The organism is Pseudoalteromonas sp. SWYJZ19 (assembly GCF_015864375.1).
GTDB lineage: Bacteria > Pseudomonadota > Gammaproteobacteria > Enterobacterales > Alteromonadaceae > Pseudoalteromonas > Pseudoalteromonas arctica.
This window is the reverse complement of record NZ_JADYXI010000009.1, coordinates 16,464-37,291: the sequence shown is the minus strand read 5'-3', so window position 1 is coordinate 37,291 and position 20,828 is coordinate 16,464. Positions and strand designations below refer to the sequence as shown.

Below are 20,828 nucleotides of genomic sequence, written 5' to 3'. Positions count from 1 at the left end.
ATTTAATGCTTAATGCAATTTATTAAACAAATTAAGTCTAAAAACACTGTTGGTTTGCCTTAAGAGCTTTTATGCTACGCCTCGCAATTTAGGTACGCAGTAATGCGTCATTTCAGTTAAGCCGAGTTCGGGCTTTTTAATTTTCAGGAAGCAGTAAACCGTGGATATAATTAACGCGATTATTTTAGGTATTATTGAAGGTATAACAGAATTTTTACCCATATCATCAACTGGGCACTTAATTGTAGCGTCAAAGTGGTTAGGCATTGAATCAACAGATGCTAACCTCGCCTTCGAAGTAATTATCCAACTTGCCGCCATTTTAGCGGTACTAGCAAACTATAAAGACAAGTTCAGCCCTAAACATTTCAATTTATGGGTGAAAGTTGCCATTGCATTTATTCCCTTGGGTATTATTGGCTTTATATTTAGCGATGTAATAAAAACACTATTTAGCGTACCAGTAGTAGGTGTTATGTTTATTGTAGGCGGTGTGATTTTTTTACTATTGGAGCGCAGTTATAAAGAGACTCACTGCACAACTACCGATGTAACCCAAGTTACTTATAAACAAGCTCTTTGGATTGGCGTAGCACAAGTATTTGCGTTAGTTCCAGGGACTAGTCGTGCTGGAAGTTCTATTGTTGGTGCCATGTTGTGTGGTTTAAACCGAAAAGCCAGCGCTGAATTTTCATTTTTACTTGGTTTACCTGTACTTGCAGCAGCCTCAGGGTACGACTTACTTAAACATTACCAACTGTTTAGCTTAGATGACCTAACTGCCCTTGCTATGGGTTTTATTACCTCTTTTGTTGTTGCCTATTTTACTATTAAACTGTTTATTCGATTTTTAGAAAACTTCACTTTTGTAAGTTTTGGTATTTATCGTATTGTATTTGGTGTTATTTTATTAACCCTAGCTTACATTTAAAATTCGAGGAAAATCATGAGCGAAAAAATAAACGAAGAAGCACTCCACGCACTTAAAATAGCCTTTACGTATATGCCTAAAGCTATTGAAGTTACAAAGTACGAATATGGCGAACGCTACCAAACAGTGCTTGATCACATAGAAGCTGTACGCGAAACATTGCTTATTAACGATGTAGATCCAGAAGAAGTGGGCGGCGATATCAACCCGCAATATACCCCAAATTCAACGTATTAAAAGTATACCGCTGAGTATTACATGCTCGGCGGTATACTTTTAATAAACCACTAACTTAGTTCATAAAAACATAAGGTTATAAAATTTAATACGTATCAATTTTAGTTATTAGTAATTAAAACTGCTAAACTGGATTTTAAACTAATACCAATGCCCTAATTGGCCTATGTATTATATAAATTGAACAAAAGCTTACGGGGTGTTTTCTTTTGAATTTTTTACGATGTTTTCACGATATAGTTTCTAATCAATCTCTTGATTTTGAAAATAAAATTAATAAGCTCTTAGTGTTTGGGTTAGAAGTATTTGACCTTGAGCTAGGTATTATTAGTAAAGTAGATGAAAACAGCTACACCGTTTTATATGCCAAAACCCCTGACAACTCACTTTTACCCGGTACCGTGTTTGAATTACAAGGCACCTATTGCGTACATACGCTCGCTGCAGGCTCTGCACTTGCCTTTCATAAAGCATCTCAAAGCGCAATTGCAAACCACCCCTGTTATATAAACTTTCAGTTAGAGTCTTATATTGGCGCGCCAATAAAAATTGGTAAAAAAACATTTGGTACCGTTAACTTTTCATCCATAAACAGCTCTCCAGCTTTTAATGATGCAGCCTATGATTATATTGAGTTATTTGCACAATGGCTTGGATCGGAATTTGCTCGCACCCAAACTAAAGAACAACTCATAAAAAATAGTAATACTTTATTAAAGTTAGAAAACGTTGCAAATATAGGTACGTGGGAGGTTGATCTAATCTCCGATAAAATTACCTGGAGCGAGCAAACATACCTCATACATGAGGTGGATGAACAATTTCAACCGCAAATGAATTCTGCAGTCGAGTTTTATAAAGAAGGTCCAAGTCGTGAAGGCATTACTCGCGCGGTAGAATTAGCCATAGAAAAAGGCAAAAAATGGAATCTAGAACTAGAAATAGTAACCGCTAAAAATAAACATTTATGGGTGGCTACCTTTGGTGAGGCCGAATTTGATGAAGGCCGATGTGTCCGATTATTTGGCACCTGCCAAGATGTCACCGAGTCAGTAATGCTCCGAGAAGAGCTTAAACAAAAGCAAGCTCAAGCAGAGCGCCTACTTGAAGACAGAAGCATGCTATTTGCCAAAATCAGCCACGAATTAAGAACCCCACTGAATGGCATTACAGGTATGCTAACCACATTAGTTGATGAACACAGTGAAGAAGTTCGCGCTGAAAAAATTAAAATAGGACTTAGAAGCGCCGATATTTTACTTAGTATTATTAACGAAGTGCTCGATTTTTCTAAAATTAATCATGGTGAGCTAAAGCTTGAACCTACTGACTTTTTACTAAAAACAATTTTTACCGATTTAACTTCTTTGTATACACCTCTATTTAAAAACACGCATGTAACGCTACAAGTAAATAATACAATTGATGACAACTGCTGGGCGTTTAGCGACAACACACGCCTTAGCCAGATTGCTTCTAATTTACTGAGTAATGCACTTAAATTTACTGAAAATGGTTCAGTTACATTAAACACCAGCCTTTCTAAAATAAAAAATAAGCTAAGTTTAAATATTGAAGTGTCTGATACAGGCCGAGGAATGAGTAAAAACTTTTTAGAATCACTGTTTTCTCCTTTTTCTCAAGAAGTAGATGCTAAGAATTCAAAAGGTGGAACAGGCCTTGGCCTTGCAATAGTAAAAGAGCTTGTTGAATATATGGGCGGGAAAATAAAGGTAGACAGTACACCTAATAAAGGCACTACGTTTTTAGTAAATATTCCTATTGAGAAAGGGACAGAACAAAAACAAGAAAGCCTTAAATCAACGTTAGATATCAACGGCAGTGAACTATCAGTGCTTGTAGTCGATGATAACGACATCAATCGGTTAGTACTTCATGCCTCTTTAGGCAAGCTTAATATTAAAGCAGACTCAGCAGTTGATGGCCAAGATGCTGTATTAAAATGTCGCCAAAAGCATTATGACCTTATTTTTATGGACTGCATAATGCCCATACTCGATGGATTTGAGGCAACAAAGCAGCTTAGATCAGAAAACATCTGCTCGCATGAAGAAACCTACATAGTGGCTATAACTGCTAATACTTCATCACAAGACAAACTTGCCTGCAAACAAGCCGGTATGGATATGTTTATATCAAAACCGTTTAAACTACCCATACTTGAAAAAGCGGTTATTAATGCGCTTGAGCATACCGTAAAAATCAGCTAATTTTTACTGCACTGCCACTGGTAAAAAATAAGAACATAAAATGAAAAACATAATTAGAACTATATTACTAACAGTACTTATTGTTGCAGTATTTAAAGGCGTTTCAACTGACCAGTGGGATTCATCAATAACCGTTGTAATCGTATCGGGTATTTTGTTTTTAGTTACGTTCATAAGTGCTAAGTCATCACGCGGTTCATCAGCTTATACTGGGAGTGACTCTTCAGTTTATTCTAGTAGCAACTCATCTCATTCCCATACAGATTGCGGCGGTGGTGATTCTGGTGGTGGATGCGATTAAATTGCATACTAATTTTTGAGAATAAAAAAAGCCGCCTTTGGAGAAGGGCGGCTTGGGTCAACAAACAGCTATGGGTGTAGCCTTGCTGTTATATCAAGAGAGTTTTTACTAAATTTTTTATTAAATAATGTTAAGCAGCACTTTGATCAGCTTCTTCAGAGTGACGAATTAAATAATCAAATGCGCCTAAGCTTGCTGTTGCACCACTGCCCATTGCAATAATAATTTGTTTAAACGGAGTATTGGTTGCATCCCCCGCGCCATAAATGCCTGGTAATGACGTCGCGCCTTTAGCATCAATCAGTATTTCACCAAATTTGCTTAATTCAAGGTCGCTGTCTTTTAACCATTCTGTATTAGGTATCAAACCTATTTGTACAAATATACCGTCAAGTTCAAGCTCTTTGCTCTCTCCCGACACTCTATCTGTGTACATTAAGCCTGTTACTTTTTTACCATTACCTAATACTTCAGTTGTTTGTGCACTTTTGATAATAGTAATATTAGCCATGCTTTTAGCTTTACGGATAAGTACTTCATCTGCACGTAATGTGTCTGCAAATTCAAGTACTGTAACGCTTTGTACAATATTGGCTAAATCGATTGCCGCTTCTATACCTGAATTACCACCGCCAATTACAGCAACAGGTTTACCTTTAAATAAAGGGCCGTCGCAATGTGGGCAATATGCCACACCATGGCCGCGATATTCTTGCTCCCCGGGTACGTTCATTTCATGCCAGCGTGCACCGGTGGCAAGTACGAGCGACTTAGCTTTAAGTACTGCGCCATTTTCTAGTGTAATTTCGTAGCCATTGTTATAACCAAGTGCTGCTGCGCGCTGATTATGCATTACATCCACGTCGTATTCTTTAACGTGCTCTTCAAGCTGGGCAACCAATTTTGGCCCTTCAGTGGCTTTAATCGAAATAAAGTTCTCTATTGCTAGTGTATCGGCAACTTGTCCGCCAAATCGGTCGGCAACAATACCTGTATTTAACCCTTTTCGTGCTGAGTAAATAGCAGCCGATGCGCCCGCAGGCCCGCCACCAATTACAAGTACATCAAATTTGTCTTTTTTACTTAGCGACTCAGCTTGGCGCTGTGCACCTTTGCTATCTAGTTTATTAAGTATGTCGGTAAGACTCAGTGCACCTTGGCTAAATGGTTCGCCATTTAAATACACAGCCGGTACAGCTAAAATATTTCGCTCTTCTACTTCATCTTGAAATAATGCGCCATCAATCATGGTCGCTTTAATATTACTGTTTGTTGCTGCCATAGTATTAAGTGCTTGGACTACTTGCGGGCACGTTTGGCAACTTAAACTTATATATACTTCAAAGTTGAGCTCTTGAGTAAGCGATTGTATTTGCTCAATGTCTTCACTTTTGGCTTTACTTGCGTGTCCGCCAGTATGTAAAAGCGCTAACACTAAACTTGTGAATTCGTGGCCCATAGGTACGCCTGCAAACGTAATATGAGTGTTTTTAATAGGTGAATGTACAACCATTGACGGGCGACGTGCGCTTGTGTCGGGGTTGTTTATTACCGTAAATTTATCGCTCAGTGAGGCTAAATCGTTTGCTAAGCTTTCTACTTCTGCTGATTTTTTGCTGTCATCCAAGGCAATAAGCAGCTCAACAGGTTGAGTAAGCGATTCGAAATGGCTTTTTAATTGATTTTTTATGTTGTTATCTAACATGGCTTAACCCTTTTAGGAAAATTTAAACAGCAAGCCTCCCATGCCAAATAATGCATGTGCTTAAACAAGTGTATTGATATAGGAGGCACCAACAAACGGATGTTCGTTGATTTAAGGGCAGTTACCTGCCCTTATAGTAGGAATAAATCTATACTTAGATTTTACCAACTAGGTCTAGTGAAGGTGCAAGTGTGTCTTCACCTGGCTGCCAAGATGCAGGGCAAACTTCACCGTCGTGAGTTGCAATGTATTGTGCCGCTTGTACTTTACGAACAAGTTCTTTAGCGCTACGGCCAATACCTAAATCGTGAGTTTCGATAATTTTAATTTCGCCTTCTGGGTTCATTACAAATGTACCGCGAAGTGCTAAGCCTTCTTCTTCAATCATTACGCCAAAGCTACGAGTAATACGTCCTGTTGGGTCGCCAATCATTGGGTAAGTAATTTTACCAATTGTGTCTGACGTATCGTGCCATGCTTTGTGAGTGAAGTGAGTGTCAGTCGATACTGAGTAAACTTCTACGCCCATTTCTTGAAGTTGTGCGTAATAATCTGCAACATCACCAAGTTCAGTAGGACATACAAATGTAAAGTCTGCTGGGTAAAAGAAGAAGATTGACCATTTACCTAGAACATCTTTTTCAGACAATTCTACAAAGTCACCGTTGTGGTAAGCGGTTGCATTGAATGGTTGTAATTTTGTGTTGATTAATGAAGTGCTCATGGTATTTCCTCATCTATGTTTAATGTATTTAAAAAGTAATCAACGCTTTCGTTTTAAACGACCTTTTGCGTTGGCTTGATTAGTACAATAAGGCTAATGGGAAATTAAATAAAATTGATTGTTTAGATTAAAGCAATCTGTTTTTTAGATTGCAAGCAATATCCATAAATATGGGGGAAAACAACAAGCCAGCCAACTGTTTGGTTTATATCCAACAAGCTAAAAATAGCCAATAAACGCAGGTAATTTAGATACGTTTATGGCGTACTTACAGCAACATACCTGTACAATTATTTAAAACGCGAGGTACAATTTAACTGTATCAATCAATTGTTAAGCTAAGTATCTTAAACAGGGATTAATTATGACTCCTAAAAAACGCCGAGTATTACAGGCTGTCTTATATGAATTTTTTGCCATTGCCTTTGTTGGCCCTATTATCAGCTTTATTTTTGACAAATCAGCCTCTTCAGCAATCGGTTTAGCGATTGTTTTATCAAGTATTGCACTTGGCTGGAATTATGTATTTAACGCTTTATTTGAACGCTGGGAAGCAAAGCAAGCTGAGCGAGGGCGTACTTTAGGCAGGCGTCTATTGCACGGCATTGGTTTTGAAGGTGGGTTGGTATTATTACTAATCCCTGTAATGTCGTTGTGGTTAAATATATCAGCCCTAAATGCATTAATAGCAAACCTTGGCCTGTTTGCGTTTTTCTTTATCTATGCAATTATTTTTACATGGGCGTTTGACCGCGCTTTTGGCCTACCAGAATCCGCCAAAAGTGATAAAACAACGCAGTAAAACACCTTTTAATTAAGCCTCTTTAAGAGGCTTTTTAATCTGATAAAACGATAAGTATCATCTCCCAGTAAAAATAAAATAGGCTAATCATCAGCCTACCCTACATATTGTATTACTTTATATTTAAAGAAATAATAACAATGAAGATCGAGTGCTTTATCTACAACGTTTAATCAATTAATACCTCTACACTATTTAGTAGCTCGCATTTATTGTAAATCCACTTTACTTATAAAATACTGCTACAATAGCCGCGCTTAAAAACGTTCAAACACAAGGCACACTGTTATGGAAAAATTTGTTAATCACATTCAACTAGGCTACCTAGGGCTACTTCCTTTTTTAGGCTGCGTGGCATGGCCGCTTGTGTTTGGTAGTAACAGCGTTAACTTAGAGTTTTTTACTTTTTACAGTATCGCCATTTTAGCATTTATGGCAGGTAACTTGTGGCGGGCCGGAGAGCAAAGCTATAGCAATGCAATTAAAGCGGTATTACCTGTTATCCCAGTTCCATTTTTATCATTTTTACCTGTAGAGTGGGCACTCGCTTGGTTAGGTGCTAGTTTTTGGTTAGTACTTATATTTGAAAAAGCCACTCCACAATGGAAAACCTATCATAAAGATTATCAAAAAATGCGCTTTGTGCTGACCTCCGTTGTATTTGTTTGTCACATCCTAACTATTGGTATGAGTATTTACCCTAAGTAACCTGAGCTCTGGATAATAAATCTATCTCAAGCAGCTATTTTCAGTGTTAAGTGCGTTGAATTTACTTGCAATAGGCCCCTATTGACGCGTAAATTCGCCTTGTTCTCACAGAAAATCTCTGGCTAGAGAAAATAAATTCAAATATCACTACAATTCAACGAGTTAGCAAATCTCTTAACTAAGGCCTATTGACCTTTCAGGATTAAAATTTGTTCAATCTAGGGGCGATTTAATCGCGGCGTGAGGTTTGTAACCTAGTGGGCTAAGTAAAAACCGAGCAACAAAGAGTAAATTGCCCCTAGGCAGAACCCTTCGGGCAGCGCATGTTTGGCATTTATGCTGCGTTATCGCCTATTTATGGGGAATAACCACACTACATAGGCTTTGCCTTGCCTAAATACCAAACAGTCTGCTGCAAATTTAACCTCGAAAGATAAACAGGCCCTAGAGTTCAGGTTAAATAACAGCTGTAAACTTAAATATTGCGTGGTAATAAGGTAATATCCGCGCACTGCTATTTGAGGACACACCATGATTGACCAATTACGAAAACAACTTGATGAACTTGGCGAAAACTACGTAGAAAAAAACGCGGCATTTAAAATCAAAGTGATCCCATTTTTTTGTGCTATCCGCATAAAAAAAGATCATAAAAGTGAAGGTCGTTTGAGTTTTTATTCAAGTCAATTACTCGAAATTTTCTTAGTCGTCTTATTTTTGCTATTCGGTTTAATGCTTTACGATACAAATGCAGGATTTACCCACGGGCCTATTCATATTGCCTTTGCCATTTTAATTACCTTTAATCTTATTATTAAACAAATCGCAATCGAAGGATTAAAAACCAGACTTGCGTTTCATCGTTTACTTGCAGCACAGTCTCAAAAAAGTACGCCTGATGCTGATAACACACCAACTAAACCGCTTTAATTTATGTATTTAGATCCTGGTTGGCGAATACTCACTGTTGGCGATGGCGACTTATCATTTTCGAGCGCCATACATAACAACGTAAAGCCGCACATATTAGTGGCCTCTACCTACGATGATGCAATTACTATTGAGCAAAAGTACCAAGACAATGCGCTTAACGATTTAAAAGCGCAAAACGTTGCCGTACTTAATAGCTTTGATGTAACAAACCCTGCGTGTTGGCAAACTCTAAGTGCAAATCAGCACAGCTTTGATGTGGTTATTTTTCAGTTTCCGCTTATACCTGCGTTTGTTGGCCGTGAAGCATTTGAAAACAACACTCGCCAAACCAGTATGAATGTACTAAACCGCGCTTTACTGCACCAGTTTATTAAATACGCTAACGAATATGCGCTGAGCCCTGATGGCCCAATGCTTTGTTACATAACCTCTAAAGATGTAAAGCCGTATCGTGAGTGGAATATTGAAGGCAGTTTAAATAATGGTTTAACCGCTGATTATTTAGGTCAAACCCCGTTTGATATTAATCATTTTGAAGGTTATAAAATTCGTAATGTTGACCGCGATAAACACGTAAAAGACACCAGCGGTATTACTTACGTTTTCAGCCCAAAAGGTATTGATACACACACTAGTGAATTAAACTCACGCCTTACAAAGCCAGCATATTTAACACCTAACCACTGCCCGCTTTGTCGCGTTGGACCTTACATGGCAAGCGAGGACGAAACCAAGCACCTAAACGCTAAAAAGCATCAGCAAATGCTGCACCTTGAAAGCGATTGGCAACAATGGTTAAACGAATTTTATAGCTAAGTATCTTTAATAATTAAACGTTGCCGCGTTTAATTAAATCAGCTGCTTTTTCAGCAATCGCAATTACCGGTGCATTTGTGTTGCCGGTAACAATGGAAGGCATAATCGACGCATCCACTACGCGTAAGTTACTTACCCCGTGTACTCGCAAATTAGTATCGACCACCGCCATTGAGTCTTGCCCCATTTTACATGTACCAACCGGGTGATATTCGGTATCTGCAGTTTGGCGTATAAACTCAATTAACTGATCATCATTATTTATATCAAGCGGATAGACCATTTTACCGCGTATAGTATCAAAGGCTTTGCTTTGCATAATAGCGAGTGTTTTTTTAAGGCCAGCAAGCATTGCAACTATGTCGTCTGGGTGGCTTAAGTAGTTAGGATCAATAAGTGGAGCACTACGTGGGTTGCTGTCAGCTAATGTAATAGTTCCTCGGCTTTTAGGGCGCATAATACTGCTGTGTATACTGTAACCATGCCCAGTATGTAATTTACGACTATGATCGTCCACCAGCCCTATAACAAATTCTAGCTGTACGTCAGATGCAGGCGAATCTTCAAATAGCTTAATAAACGCATGCGACTCTGCAAAATTACTTGTTAATCGCCCCTCTCGCTTACTAAACCAGTTAACGCAGCCTTTAAAAATGCTCGCAATACCAAGTGGGCTTATACCAAAGGTACCCTTGTTTGTTTTTGATTTATAAAGCGGCACTACCGTTAAGTGATCTTGTAAATTAGCACCCACACCTTCTAGTACGTGTTGAGCTTTAATATTATGAGCGCTTAACTGAGCTTTAGGGCCAATACCCGAAAGCATTAATACCTGCGGTGAATTAATAGCACCGGCGCTCAAAATCACTTCTTTATTAGCAAGTAAATCTATTACTTTGCCGTTTTTTTCTATTTGCACACCTTGGGCGCTTTTATCATTAATTATAATTTTATTAACGTGACTTTTAGTCAGTACCGTTAAGTTAGCTCTATTTAAGTTAGGTGTTAAATACGCTTTAGCGGCGCTACAACGCTCGCCATTATGCTGAGTCACTTGTGAAAGCCGTGCACCTTGCTGCTCTGCACCATTAATATCGTCGCTTAAATTAACGCCCTGCTCTTTACAGCCGTTTAAAAAACACTGGTTAATTGCACTTGGGTTATTAAGTTCTTGCACATGTAAGGGGCCATCAGTGCCATGCAGCTCATTATTTATAAAGGTTTTATTGTTTTCAGCTTTAATAAAATACGGGAGTAAACTATTAAAATCCCAGCCGGTATTACCAAGCTGTGCCCACTGGTCGTAATCGTATTGAGTACCGCGAATATAAACCATCGCATTAGTAGAGCTCGACCCACCCAGCACTTTGCCTCGCGGCACAAAACCACACCGATTATTTAACTCTTTTTGAGGTACTGTATTGTAATGCCAACTATTTATGCCATAAGGCACACTCGCTGCTATGCCAGCTGGCATTTGTACAAATGCGCTTTTATCGCTGCCGCCTGCTTCAATTAAGCACACACTTACATTTTTATCTTCAGACAAGCGCGATGCCATCACGCAGCCACCACTGCCTGCGCCAATCACAATGTAATCAAATGTTGTATTGTTCATGGTGTACCTTAATAAAAGTTTTAAACGGCTTTTGCAGTAATAGTGCATAGAAAAATTCAACAAAACTTGATATTTTTAGACATCGTTTATTTGAGGTTAACCATGAGCAGCCTAATCAGAGCCACGTCATTACAAGGTATAGATACCCTAATTAGCGAATTTGGCGGCGATCCGCATGAAATAATGCAAAACTGTAATATTAGTAACGTTGACTTTAAAAATCTCGACAACCACTATTTACCTTATCGAGATTACGCTGAGCTTTTAGAATACTGTGCTTGTAAGTTCAATTGCTCTAGTTTTGGCCTTAAGCTCGCTAGTAGACAAAATTTTGATATTTTAGGACATATTGCAATAGCTGCCAAAAGTAGTACTAATTTAGGTGATGCACTTAATTGGGTTATTAAATACCTTCACTTGCACAGCCCTGCACTTAGCTTAAACTCGCACCCTTTAGAGAATGATAAAAGCTTGTTTTTATCATTCGAAATTAATTTAAAACCATTACCGAACATCAACCAAGTGATTGAGCTAACCATTGGTTTAGCATTGGCTGTTATTAAAAAGCTGAGTAATAACCGCTGCAAACCAATTAATATATTTTTGCCAAAAAAATTAAGTACTAATACTCGTGCCTATAACACTTACTTTGGTTGTAACGTTATAGAGCATCGCAACAGCGCTGGTATTGTAATCTCAAAAAGTGATTTAACTCTTGAGCTTGATCACCCTGAACTAAATAAAGTACAAGCGGCGCTAAGCTTCTTGGCAAAAAACAAAGAACACACACAACCATTGCCCAACCAAGTTAGTGCACTAATTAGGCCTATGCTTCCTATTTATCAATGTAGTAACCAAACTATTTCAGCTGCGCTGGGTATGCACCCGCGTACTCTGCATCGAGAACTTATCAAACATAATACGAGTTTTGTAAAACTTAAAGATGCCACTCGTCGCGCTTTAGCTGCACACTATTTAGCGCAAAACCAATTTACAATCTCAACCATATCTGAGCTTTTAGGGTATCAGGAGCAAGCAACGCTAAGTGTTAATGTTAAACGCTGGTTTGGGTGCTCTCCTCGAGCATATAGGACTAAAAAAATGTTAAACTAAACGCTCTTATTATTTTTTATTTAAGCTAAGGAGTGAGCATGAACTTTGTTATTGTTGGCACCAATTTTATTAGCGACACACTGTTAGCCGCTGCAAATACGTTAAACGATTTTAATTTATATGGTGTGTGCTCGCGCGCAGTATCAAGCGGCGAAGCATTTTTAGCCAAACACCCACAAAATGCACAAGCAAAAATTTTCACCTCAATCGAGCAAGTATGCCAAGATCAAAATGTTGATGCTGTCTACATAGCCGCCCCTAACAGCTTACACAAACAATATGCCGTTATGTGCCTAGAAGCGGGTAAACATGTCCTTGGCGAAAAACCATCAGCAGCCAATTCTAAAGAGCTTGCAAGCATTATAGCTACAGCAAAAAAACATCAGCGCCTTTACATGGAAGCCATGATGACCACTCACTTACCTAACTTTGCACGGCTGCAACAGGCAATGGTAAAAATTGGCACACCACGTAAATATATTGGCCAGTACAGTCAATATTCATCGCGTTACGATAAATATAAAAATGGCGAGCGTCCAAATACGTTTTTACCCGAGTTTGCTAATGGTGCTTTAGTTGATTTAGGGATTTACCCACTGTATTTATTAATTGCACTTTGGGGAGCGCCGCAAAGCGTAAGTGCCAGTGGCGTATTACTTGATACAGGTGTAGATGGTGCGGGCGATGTATTACTAAACTACGCTGATAAACAAGCCGTTATTAGCTACTCTAAAATATCGCAAGGCGACAACATAACCGAAATACAAGGCGAGCTTGGACGCATACGAATAGAAGCCGTATCGCAACTCAAAAAGGTGGAGTTTATTGCTAATAATGGTGAGGTAGAGGTTATGTCCCAGCCGTTTGATGAGCACTTTATGAAATACGAAGTTGAACATTTTATGGCGTTAGTGAAGCAAAATATTCTTGAGTCACCCGTTAATACACATATTTTAGCCAGTAACGTAATGAGCGTACTTGATGAAGCTCGCAAACAGCTTGGGGTTGTGTACCCTAACGACTAACTAAATAAAATATGGGCGTTAACCAACGACAGTTAACGCCCAGAAGAAAGCTTAAATAGCTCTCGTACAACGACACATTTTACAAAACACACTTTACAAACACATTTAAAAATAGCGATCCCCATCCATGGGCAATCAAATACTTCTACAACAAACTTAACACTAACAACCCAAAATCGGTTTATTACCAATATTTATTATTCAATAACCTTAAAACTAACCTAACACATAAAAACATTACCAATCAAGCTAGCCAATTGCATTATTTTAAACTAAATTGGTAATACAACAATACAACCATTGGTGTATAGTGGTTTTTAACCATAACATCGCGTTAGAATTTTGACATAATAGTGAATTTTGAGGTAACCTCTGGTATTAACAGTTGGTTTTGACTTTTAGGCCCCAGAGGCCATTATTCCTTAAGGTAATGAAGGTAAAGTATGGGTAATCGTCGCTTATTTTGGCGCATAGTTGATAAAATTGAGTCTTTAATAAATCAAGGCGAATTTTCTGCTGGGAGTCGTTTACCACCTGAACGTGAACTTGCAGAAATGTTTGATGTAAGTCGCCCTACCATTAGAGAAGCTATTATCGCATTAGAAGTACGTGGCCGAGTTGAAGTTAAAACCGGCTCTGGTGTTTACGTAGTAGAACAAAAAAATGCATCTATAAAATCAAAAGAGATCAGTGCATTTGAACTTACTCAAGCTCGCGCATTAATTGAAGGCGAAATTGCCGCTTTAGCTGCTCAAAGCATTACAGAAGAAGAACTAGAGCAACTAAATAAAACATTAATTGCCATGGAAAAAGGCCTTTATGTTGAGCAAGCCGACCGTGAGTTCCACGAAATTATAGCTAGAGCAACGCGCAATAAAGCACTTGAATTTGCAGTGTCTAACTTGTGGGATTTACGTTTAACAAACCCACAAATTGTTGCTGACTATGGCAGTGTGTGTAAAAACAATAACGAGTGCGTTATGGACGAACACACCGCTATTTATACAGCCCTAAAGTCGCATGATGCAAATGCAGCGCGCACCGCAATGCACAAACATTTTAACCGCTTAATTAATGCTTTATTTGATGCCGTAGAATCGCGCGCACTTGAAGAAATTAAACGCAAAAATGATGAAAAACGAGGCCTCTACTCGCTTGATGGCTTAGTTAATAAAAGTGCCCACTAAGGCATTTTAACCAACTGATTAAAGTTAGCAAACGCCTGTTTGCTAACTTTACCTCTTACTTTATTTACCCGCCCTATTTAATATACTTTTAATTGCGCTATTTTTGGTCGCAAACACTTACCTATAAATTTAAAAAAAGATACTATGCCGCCATTAATATCGGGCGGGTTTAGCTTTTATACTCCCTGCATTACATAACTAATTGATAGAGTTACTCAACTCAAGGATTAAAATGCAAGCATCTTCAAAAAGTTATTTACTGGCTATAGTGTGTGTACTGCTTGCTATGATGACCATTCAAACGGGCGCGTCATTTGCAAAACAGCTTTTTCCTATTGTTGGTCCTGAAGGTACAACTGCCCTTAGGCTTGGTTTTTCTGCCTTTATACTTTGCTTAGTGTTTAAACCTTGGAAACACTTACCTACTTCTGGTAATCGTATTCCTATAATTGTGTATGGTTTAAGTTTAGGCGGCATGAACATTTTGTTTTATTACGCCATTGAACGCATTCCACTAGGCATTGGTGTAGCGCTTGAATTTACAGGCCCGCTTGCTGTTGCCTTATTTTCATCACGCCGCAAACGTGACTTATTTTGGGTTGCCTGTGCTATTGCCGGTATTTTGCTTCTGCTTCCTGATATGAGCGGCCAAGACAGCCTTGATCCATTGGGTGTAGCGCTTGCGCTTGGTGCCGGTGCATGTTGGGCAGGTTATATATTATTTGGTAAAAAAACGGGCACACAAAGCTCTGGTGGAGCAACTGTCGCATTGGGTATGACCGTTGCCGCTATAGTGCTAGTACCATACGGCGGCATTATGCAAAGCGCCGCGTTTACGTGGGAAATTATCCCACTGGGTATTGGTATTGCTATTTTATCAAGCGCACTGCCTTACACACTTGAAATGGTTGCACTGCGTAACATGCCTTCACAAGGGTTTAGCGTAATGATGAGTTTAGAGCCTGCAATAGCTTCGCTCGCAGGGTTTATTATTTTAAGTGAGTTACTTACTTTATGGCAGTGGCTAGCTATTTTACTTGTGATAGTTGCATCTGTTGGTAGCTCGTTTTCAAACGCAAAAAAACAGGTTGCTTAAATAAAAACTGTAATCGACTAATTCTAAAAAATAAAGCCACCGCGTAAGCAGTGGCTTTTTTGTAGCAACGTAATTAGCTTACCGCCTTACTTTGCTTGTTAGTTGTAACCAAATACCCAATCAACGAAATAAGCGGCATACCCGTAGCAACCAGGGCAATACCTGTCCAACCACCTGCTTCATATAACGGGCTGGCAATAAGCGACCCCACTGCACCACCTACAAATATACTGGTCATGTAAATAGCGTTTAAACGTGCTCGGCTTTGTGGCTCTAGTGCGTAAACTGCGCGTTGCCCAAGTACCATATTGGCTTGCACAGCAAAATCAATAAACACACCCGTTAACGCTAAAATTACTATCCCGTAAGGTAAATCAAACAAACTGGGTAAAAAGCAACCAGCTGCTATAACTTTTGCAAGTAAAGAGACCTGATGTGTATAGCCTTTGTCGGCCAAACGCCCAACAATAGGGGCTGCTATAGCACCTGCCGCACCGACAAGTGCAAACAGTGCTATTTCTGATTGCGATAAACCATACTCACGGGCAAGCACAACCGGTACGCTCGTCCAAAATAAACTGAACGATGCAAACATTAATGCTTGAAAAAGTGAACGTTGGCGCAGCACTGGTTGGCTAATCATTAACTGTTTAAGCGATTTTAATAACTTAAAATACGTTGTTTTATGGGTAGGTTGCCTGCTTGGAATAGCAAAATAAATTACGCCTGCAATAAACACCATACACCCTGCTGCAAAGTAAAATACAGCACGCCAACCAAAGTGATCGGCTATTAAACTCGATATAGGTCTTGCCAGCAAAATACCTAGCAGGAGACCCGCCATAATATTGCCAAGAACCTGTCCGCGCTTCTCGTCAGACGATAAATGCGCAGCAAGCGGAATAAGCACCTGAACAGAAACCGAGCTCATACCTATCATTAAACATAAAATAAGCATTACATTAGGTGAATCAGCAAGTGCCGTACCCACCAAACTCAAAAACGACACAGCTAAAGTAATAAGCATTAAACGCTTATTTTCAATTAAGTCAGCTAATGGCACTAAAAAAAACAACCCCAAAGCGTAGCCTATTTGTGTAAGCGATACGATAAGGCTAGCACTGTGCGCACTTAATCCAACTTCAGGGGCAAGCAACTCAATAATAGGTTGAGCGTAGTAAATATTGGCAACAATAAGACCGCAACACAAAGCAATAATAGTAACGAGAGTATTGCTAAGTGGTTGTGGTGAAACGCCTGGTTGGGTCATGTGTGTCTCTACTTTATAAAAATAATAAAACCCAACCAGCAAACGCGGGTTGGGTTTTTACAAAAAACTTCGTTTTACTTAATTGGTGATGGCTGCCCATGTGGGCTTGAGCGTAAATACTGTTTAGGTGCAGTTACTGTAGCGCCAAGCTCTGCAGCTGCATGCCACGGCCAATGCGGGTTATATAAAATGCCACGCGCCAGCGCTACACCATCGGCTTGCTGCTCACTAATAATATCCTCGGCTTGTTGCGCCTCAGTAATTAAACCCACCGCTATAACAGGCATATTCACAGCTTCTTTAATAGCTGTTGCAAACGGTACCTGAAAATTAGGTTTTACTGGTATTTGTTGCTCAGGACTTAAACCCGCAGTACTTACATGAATAAAGTCACAGCCGAGTTCATCAAGCGCTTTACTAAGCACTATCGATTGATCTAAATCCCAGCCGCCTTCAACCCAATCAGTTGCCGAAATACGCACACCTACCGCTTTTTCACTAGGAAATACCGCTCTTACCGCTTTAAACACATCAAGCAATAAACGCATTCTGTTTTCTAGGCTACCACCGTAGTTGTCATCGCGCTTGTTTGAAAGTGGCGACAAAAACTGGTGTAACAGGTAACCGTGCGCACCATGTAGCTCGATTAAATCAAGGCCGAGTTCATCAGCGCGTTTAGCTGCACTTACAAAATCTTTAATTAGTGAATCTATGTCAGATTGGCTCATTGCTTTTGGCACTGGGCTGCTATCGTCGTACGCAACTGCCGAAGGTGCAAGCGTTTGCCAGCCATTAACGTCATCAGGTGCAATAGCATCGCCACCGTCCCATGGTTTTTCAGTTGATGCTTTGCGCCCAGCATGCGCCAACTGAATACCAATAGGCATAGGGCTATATTGTCTTACTGCTTTTAGGCTTTTGCCCAGGGCTTGCTGGGTTTCGTTATTCCAAAGCCCTAAATCGCCGTAGCTAATACGCCCTTCTGGGTTTACTGCTGTTGCTTCTAAAATTAGCAATCCTGCACCACTCAAACTCAATTGGCCCAAATGAATAGTGTGCCAATCGCTAGCAGCGCCATTGTTTGCTGAGTACTGGCACATGGGTGCAATAATAATACGGTTATCTAACGTTACTTGCCCAAGTGATAAAGGCGAAAATAGTTGGCTCATTGTTAATCCTTAAAAACACGCACAAAAAAGTGCGGACAAAACAAAAAAGAGTATACGAAGCGGCAATCAAACACGCTCACTCAATAACTTACACAGTTACTTATAAATACGACTACCACTCTTAATGGGGATAAAAACACACTTTAATAGTGCTGATAAAAGCATAACTAATGACATTATAAACTATCAATTTTAATGTAATAATTTGTTTAACGAGCGCGTCATAAAGCCATCTTTAAAAAATGAATGACTATTTACCTTTAAACAAGGGTGTGATTTTTAACCTAACTGTACCTAATAGCACTAAGCTATTGCTTATATTGCCTATTAACTAAATAAAAACCCCACATACAAACCATATTTATTCTACAAAAGTGAATTAAAATTCAATTTAGATATTCCAAGCTACTTCACTCCCTGATAAACTGCTTAACTTAATTTACTAATGTAAAACATTTGAACTGGGGATCACTTTTTATGTTTAAACCAAGCTTGTTAACCTTGGCTATTTCGAGCGCTGTTTCTAGCGTATTTTTATTGCCTAATGCCGCACTTGCTCAAGAAGAAGTTGCAGCTAAAAACAAATCACTCGAAGTAATCGAAGTTACAGCAACAAGGCGCAGCGGCTCTGTGCAAAATGCACCGCTAAATATTACAGCCCTTGATGCAGATATTATGAAAGATCAAAATATCAATGAGCTTGCGGATGTAGCACGCTGGGTACCTGGTTTAACAATTACTGATCAAGGTGGCCGCTCAGGCTCGCCTATTATTGTTCGTGGTTTAAATACTAATTCATCTGGTCCATCATCAGATGGCGGCACAGTATCTACTTACATTAACGAAATTCCTGTTTCGGTAGATATGCGCCTAGTAGATATTGAGCGTGTTGAAGTATTAATTGGGCCACAAGGCACCCTTTATGGTGCAGGCACATTAGGCGGTGCAATTCGCTACATGCTTAAACAGCCTGAGCTTGATTTTACATCGCTTGAAGTATACGGCGACCTATTTCAAACAAAAGAAAGTGACTCTTTAGGTGGCGAAGGCGGTTTTATATTTAACCTTCCTATTATCGAAGATAAATTAGCAGTACGCGCCAGCTTAAACGTATATGAAGATCCAGGTTTTATCGATTACGGTTACGTAGTACGCGAGCCAGGCGTATCGTTGCCAGATCCAGATTGGAGCGATAGCTCAGCAGTTAATAACAACCTTAAAAATGTAAAAGACGCCAACGGCGAAACCACCACTACTGGTCGTATTTCTGTTCGCTTTAAACCAAATGAATCGTTTGAAGGTACGCTTAACTACTTTTACCAAAACCAAGACAGCGAAGGTCGCTCGATTGTTCATTACAACAGCCTTAATGCAAACAACGGCTTAAGCGACGTAATAGGTAAATACGAATCGGCTTATCGCTTTGAAGAGCCTCGCGAGAAAAAAGATCAATTACTAAGCCTTGAACTAAAAGCCGACCTAGGTTTTGCAGAGCTCGTATCAGCAACCGGTATTTCGAGCTTTGATGCCGACGGCCAACGCGACCAAACAGACTTACTTATTCGTCTTGATTACGGTTATGAAGAGTTTCCTTCGTTTTCAACGTTTACCCGTGAAATTGACGAAGAAGATACCTTCACTCAAGAAATTCGCTTAGTGTCGCAAGGCGACAGCGACTTTAACTGGATTGTGGGTGGCTTTTACAACAAAACAGAAACCGAAGCGTCAAGCCGAGAGTTTACGCCTGGGTTTGACCAATTCGCTATCGATAACTTTGGTGGCGAGCAGCTAAGACCTGACTCATTAGAATACTTAGAGCTTACAAAAAGTACCGTCACTGAGTCTGCACTATTTGGTGAAGTTGGCTACCAAGTTACCGACAAATTAGATGTGACCATTGGTGCCCGTTTTTACAAATACGATATAGAGTCGCAAGCGGCTTTTGACTTCCCGCTAGCAAATACATTGTATGGTGGAGTAGATCCTGATGTAACCACCGTTGCATACGAAAAAGACGAAGCAGGCGATAACGGTAACTTATTTAAATTTAATGCTAAATACCAGTTCACTGACTCAGTAATGGGTTATGTAACAGTAAGTGAAGGCTTTAGAATTGGCGGCTCAAATGGGTTAGTGTCTTGCCCTGATCCAATTATTGAGGATCAACAAACAGGTTGTGGTAAACCTGACGAATTATTGTATGAAGCCGACACCACAACAAACTACGAGCTAGGCTTTAAAAGTACATGGTTTAGAAGCCAACTACACTTTAACGCCGCGTTATTTAACGTAGATTGGGATGATGCACAAATTACGGGCGCTACAGATATAGGTCAATTAACGTACCTTTCAAACGCAGGTAGCGCTAATGCAAAAGGGGTAGAAATTTCAACCCGCGCTATTTTATCTGACTCGTTTTCGGTTTACGCTACGTACGCTTACACAAAAGCAGAACTAACATCAGACGCACCATTTTTGTTTAATGCCGATGGTACCGGTGGCGCAGAAGACGGCGACCGTTTGCCAGGTTCGCCTGAAAACCAATTTTCGATGGGTGTAAACTATCAAACAGACGTGTTTAACGACAAAACGCTTGATATTAACTACGGTTTAACCGCGCAAAGCGACGTGCTTTCAAGAGTAGGACTTCGTGATAACGGCGAAACACTACCAGGTTACAGTTTGAGTAATATATCAGCTAAATTAACGGCTGATGCATGGTCAACTACGCTATATGTTGATAACCTATTCAACAAATACGCGGTTACATCCGTTCGTCGCTCAGATGCAGATATAACATCAGCTAATGGCGCCGACATACAACGTAACTACGGCCATTACATTAATCGCCCGCTTACGGTAGGTGTTAAATTTAACTACAAATTTGAAATATAATTTATAGTAATTTTTAAACAATGTTTTAAGGCTCAAATTTATTTGAGCCTTTTTATTTTCTTTTACA

Annotated in this window: 18 protein-coding genes; 13 read left to right on the top strand and 5 right to left on the bottom strand. The window is 39.6% G+C overall.

Going from position 1 to position 20,828, the window contains the following annotated elements:
• Positions 1-160 precede the first annotated feature (160 nt).
• The 4 genes from I6F45_RS10685 (at position 161) to I6F45_RS10670 (ending at position 3,700) form a co-directional block, all read left to right on the top strand.
• The gene (locus I6F45_RS10685) at positions 161-931 is read left to right on the top strand and encodes an undecaprenyl-diphosphate phosphatase (protein WP_197160433.1); all 771 of its coding nucleotides are present in this window, start codon (positions 161-163) and stop codon (positions 929-931) included.
• A 15-nt stretch (positions 932-946) separates the two neighbouring features.
• Positions 947-1,168, top strand: a complete 222-nt coding sequence (locus tag I6F45_RS10680) for a penicillin-binding protein (RefSeq protein ID WP_165729518.1) — start codon at positions 947-949, stop codon at positions 1,166-1,168.
• A 209-nt stretch (positions 1,169-1,377) separates the two neighbouring features.
• A complete protein-coding gene (locus I6F45_RS10675) occupies positions 1,378-3,399 on the top strand; it encodes a GAF domain-containing hybrid sensor histidine kinase/response regulator (RefSeq protein WP_197160431.1) in 2,022 nt (673 codons plus the stop codon).
• Positions 3,400-3,439: 40 nt separating this feature from the next.
• Positions 3,440-3,700 (top strand): hypothetical protein, encoded by a 261-nt coding sequence (locus tag I6F45_RS10670; protein ID WP_197160429.1) that lies wholly within the window; start codon positions 3,440-3,442, stop codon positions 3,698-3,700.
• A 130-nt stretch (positions 3,701-3,830) separates the two neighbouring features.
• Here the strand turns inward: I6F45_RS10670 and ahpF are convergent, their stop codons facing one another.
• Together ahpF and ahpC are read right to left on the bottom strand one after the other, a co-directional pair.
• Positions 3,831-5,405, bottom strand: a complete 1,575-nt coding sequence (ahpF, locus tag I6F45_RS10665) for an alkyl hydroperoxide reductase subunit F (protein ID WP_197160427.1) — start codon at positions 5,403-5,405, stop codon at positions 3,831-3,833.
• A gap of 154 nt (positions 5,406-5,559) precedes the next feature.
• Positions 5,560-6,129, bottom strand: coding sequence for an alkyl hydroperoxide reductase subunit C (gene ahpC / locus I6F45_RS10660; RefSeq protein WP_007581822.1), 570 nt, complete (start codon positions 6,127-6,129; stop codon positions 5,560-5,562).
• 364 nt (positions 6,130-6,493) lie between these two features.
• Here ahpC and I6F45_RS10655 point away from each other — a divergent pair, with 364 nt between their 5' ends.
• The 4 genes from I6F45_RS10655 (at position 6,494) to I6F45_RS10640 (ending at position 9,388) form a co-directional block, all read left to right on the top strand.
• A complete protein-coding gene (locus tag I6F45_RS10655; protein ID WP_165729524.1) occupies positions 6,494-6,931 on the top strand; it encodes a PACE efflux transporter in 438 nt (145 codons plus the stop codon).
• A 288-nt stretch (positions 6,932-7,219) separates the two neighbouring features.
• Positions 7,220-7,639, top strand: coding sequence for a DUF3429 domain-containing protein (locus I6F45_RS10650; RefSeq protein ID WP_165729525.1), 420 nt, complete (start codon positions 7,220-7,222; stop codon positions 7,637-7,639).
• Positions 7,640-8,170: 531 nt separating this feature from the next.
• Positions 8,171-8,569: a hypothetical protein gene (locus I6F45_RS10645; protein ID WP_165740010.1), complete on the top strand. Its 399-nt coding sequence runs from the start codon at positions 8,171-8,173 to the stop codon at positions 8,567-8,569.
• Positions 8,570-8,572: 3 nt separating this feature from the next.
• Positions 8,573-9,388: a class I SAM-dependent methyltransferase gene (locus tag I6F45_RS10640; protein WP_165740012.1), complete on the top strand. Its 816-nt coding sequence runs from the start codon at positions 8,573-8,575 to the stop codon at positions 9,386-9,388.
• Positions 9,389-9,401: 13 nt separating this feature from the next.
• On the opposite strand, the gene I6F45_RS10635 is transcribed toward I6F45_RS10640, so the two are convergent.
• On the bottom strand, positions 9,402-11,006 hold the full coding sequence (locus I6F45_RS10635; protein WP_165740013.1) for a GMC family oxidoreductase: 1,605 nt from the start codon (positions 11,004-11,006) through the stop codon (positions 9,402-9,404).
• Positions 11,007-11,108: 102 nt separating this feature from the next.
• On the opposite strand from I6F45_RS10635, the gene I6F45_RS10630 reads away from it, so the two are divergent.
• The 4 genes from I6F45_RS10630 to I6F45_RS10615 all read left to right on the top strand — a co-directional run bounded on the left by I6F45_RS10630 (position 11,109) and on the right by I6F45_RS10615 (position 15,427).
• The gene (locus I6F45_RS10630) at positions 11,109-12,119 is read left to right on the top strand and encodes an AraC family transcriptional regulator (protein ID WP_165740015.1); all 1,011 of its coding nucleotides are present in this window, start codon (positions 11,109-11,111) and stop codon (positions 12,117-12,119) included.
• A gap of 38 nt (positions 12,120-12,157) precedes the next feature.
• Entirely contained in the window at positions 12,158-13,144 is a 987-nt protein-coding gene (locus I6F45_RS10625) for a Gfo/Idh/MocA family protein (protein WP_165740017.1), read from the top strand.
• 443 nt (positions 13,145-13,587) lie between these two features.
• Complete coding sequence (locus I6F45_RS10620; protein ID WP_024591884.1) at positions 13,588-14,331, top strand: FadR/GntR family transcriptional regulator; 744 nt, start codon at positions 13,588-13,590, stop codon at positions 14,329-14,331.
• Between the two features lie 232 nt (positions 14,332-14,563).
• The gene (locus I6F45_RS10615; protein ID WP_165740019.1) at positions 14,564-15,427 is read left to right on the top strand and encodes an EamA family transporter; all 864 of its coding nucleotides are present in this window, start codon (positions 14,564-14,566) and stop codon (positions 15,425-15,427) included.
• A gap of 73 nt (positions 15,428-15,500) precedes the next feature.
• Here I6F45_RS10615 and I6F45_RS10610 read toward each other — a convergent pair whose 3' ends face one another.
• On the bottom strand, positions 15,501-16,697 hold the full coding sequence (locus I6F45_RS10610; protein WP_165740021.1) for an MFS transporter: 1,197 nt from the start codon (positions 16,695-16,697) through the stop codon (positions 15,501-15,503).
• Between the two features lie 74 nt (positions 16,698-16,771).
• Positions 16,772-17,866 carry an NADH:flavin oxidoreductase/NADH oxidase gene (locus tag I6F45_RS10605; protein WP_166421440.1) on the bottom strand — a complete coding sequence of 365 codons (1,095 nt, stop codon included), beginning with the start codon at positions 17,864-17,866 and terminating at the stop codon, positions 16,772-16,774.
• A gap of 477 nt (positions 17,867-18,343) precedes the next feature.
• Here I6F45_RS10605 and I6F45_RS10600 point away from each other — a divergent pair, with 477 nt between their 5' ends.
• Positions 18,344-20,761 (top strand): TonB-dependent receptor, encoded by a 2,418-nt coding sequence (locus tag I6F45_RS10600; RefSeq protein WP_165740024.1) that lies wholly within the window; start codon positions 18,344-18,346, stop codon positions 20,759-20,761.
• Positions 20,762-20,828: the final 67 nt, after the last annotated feature.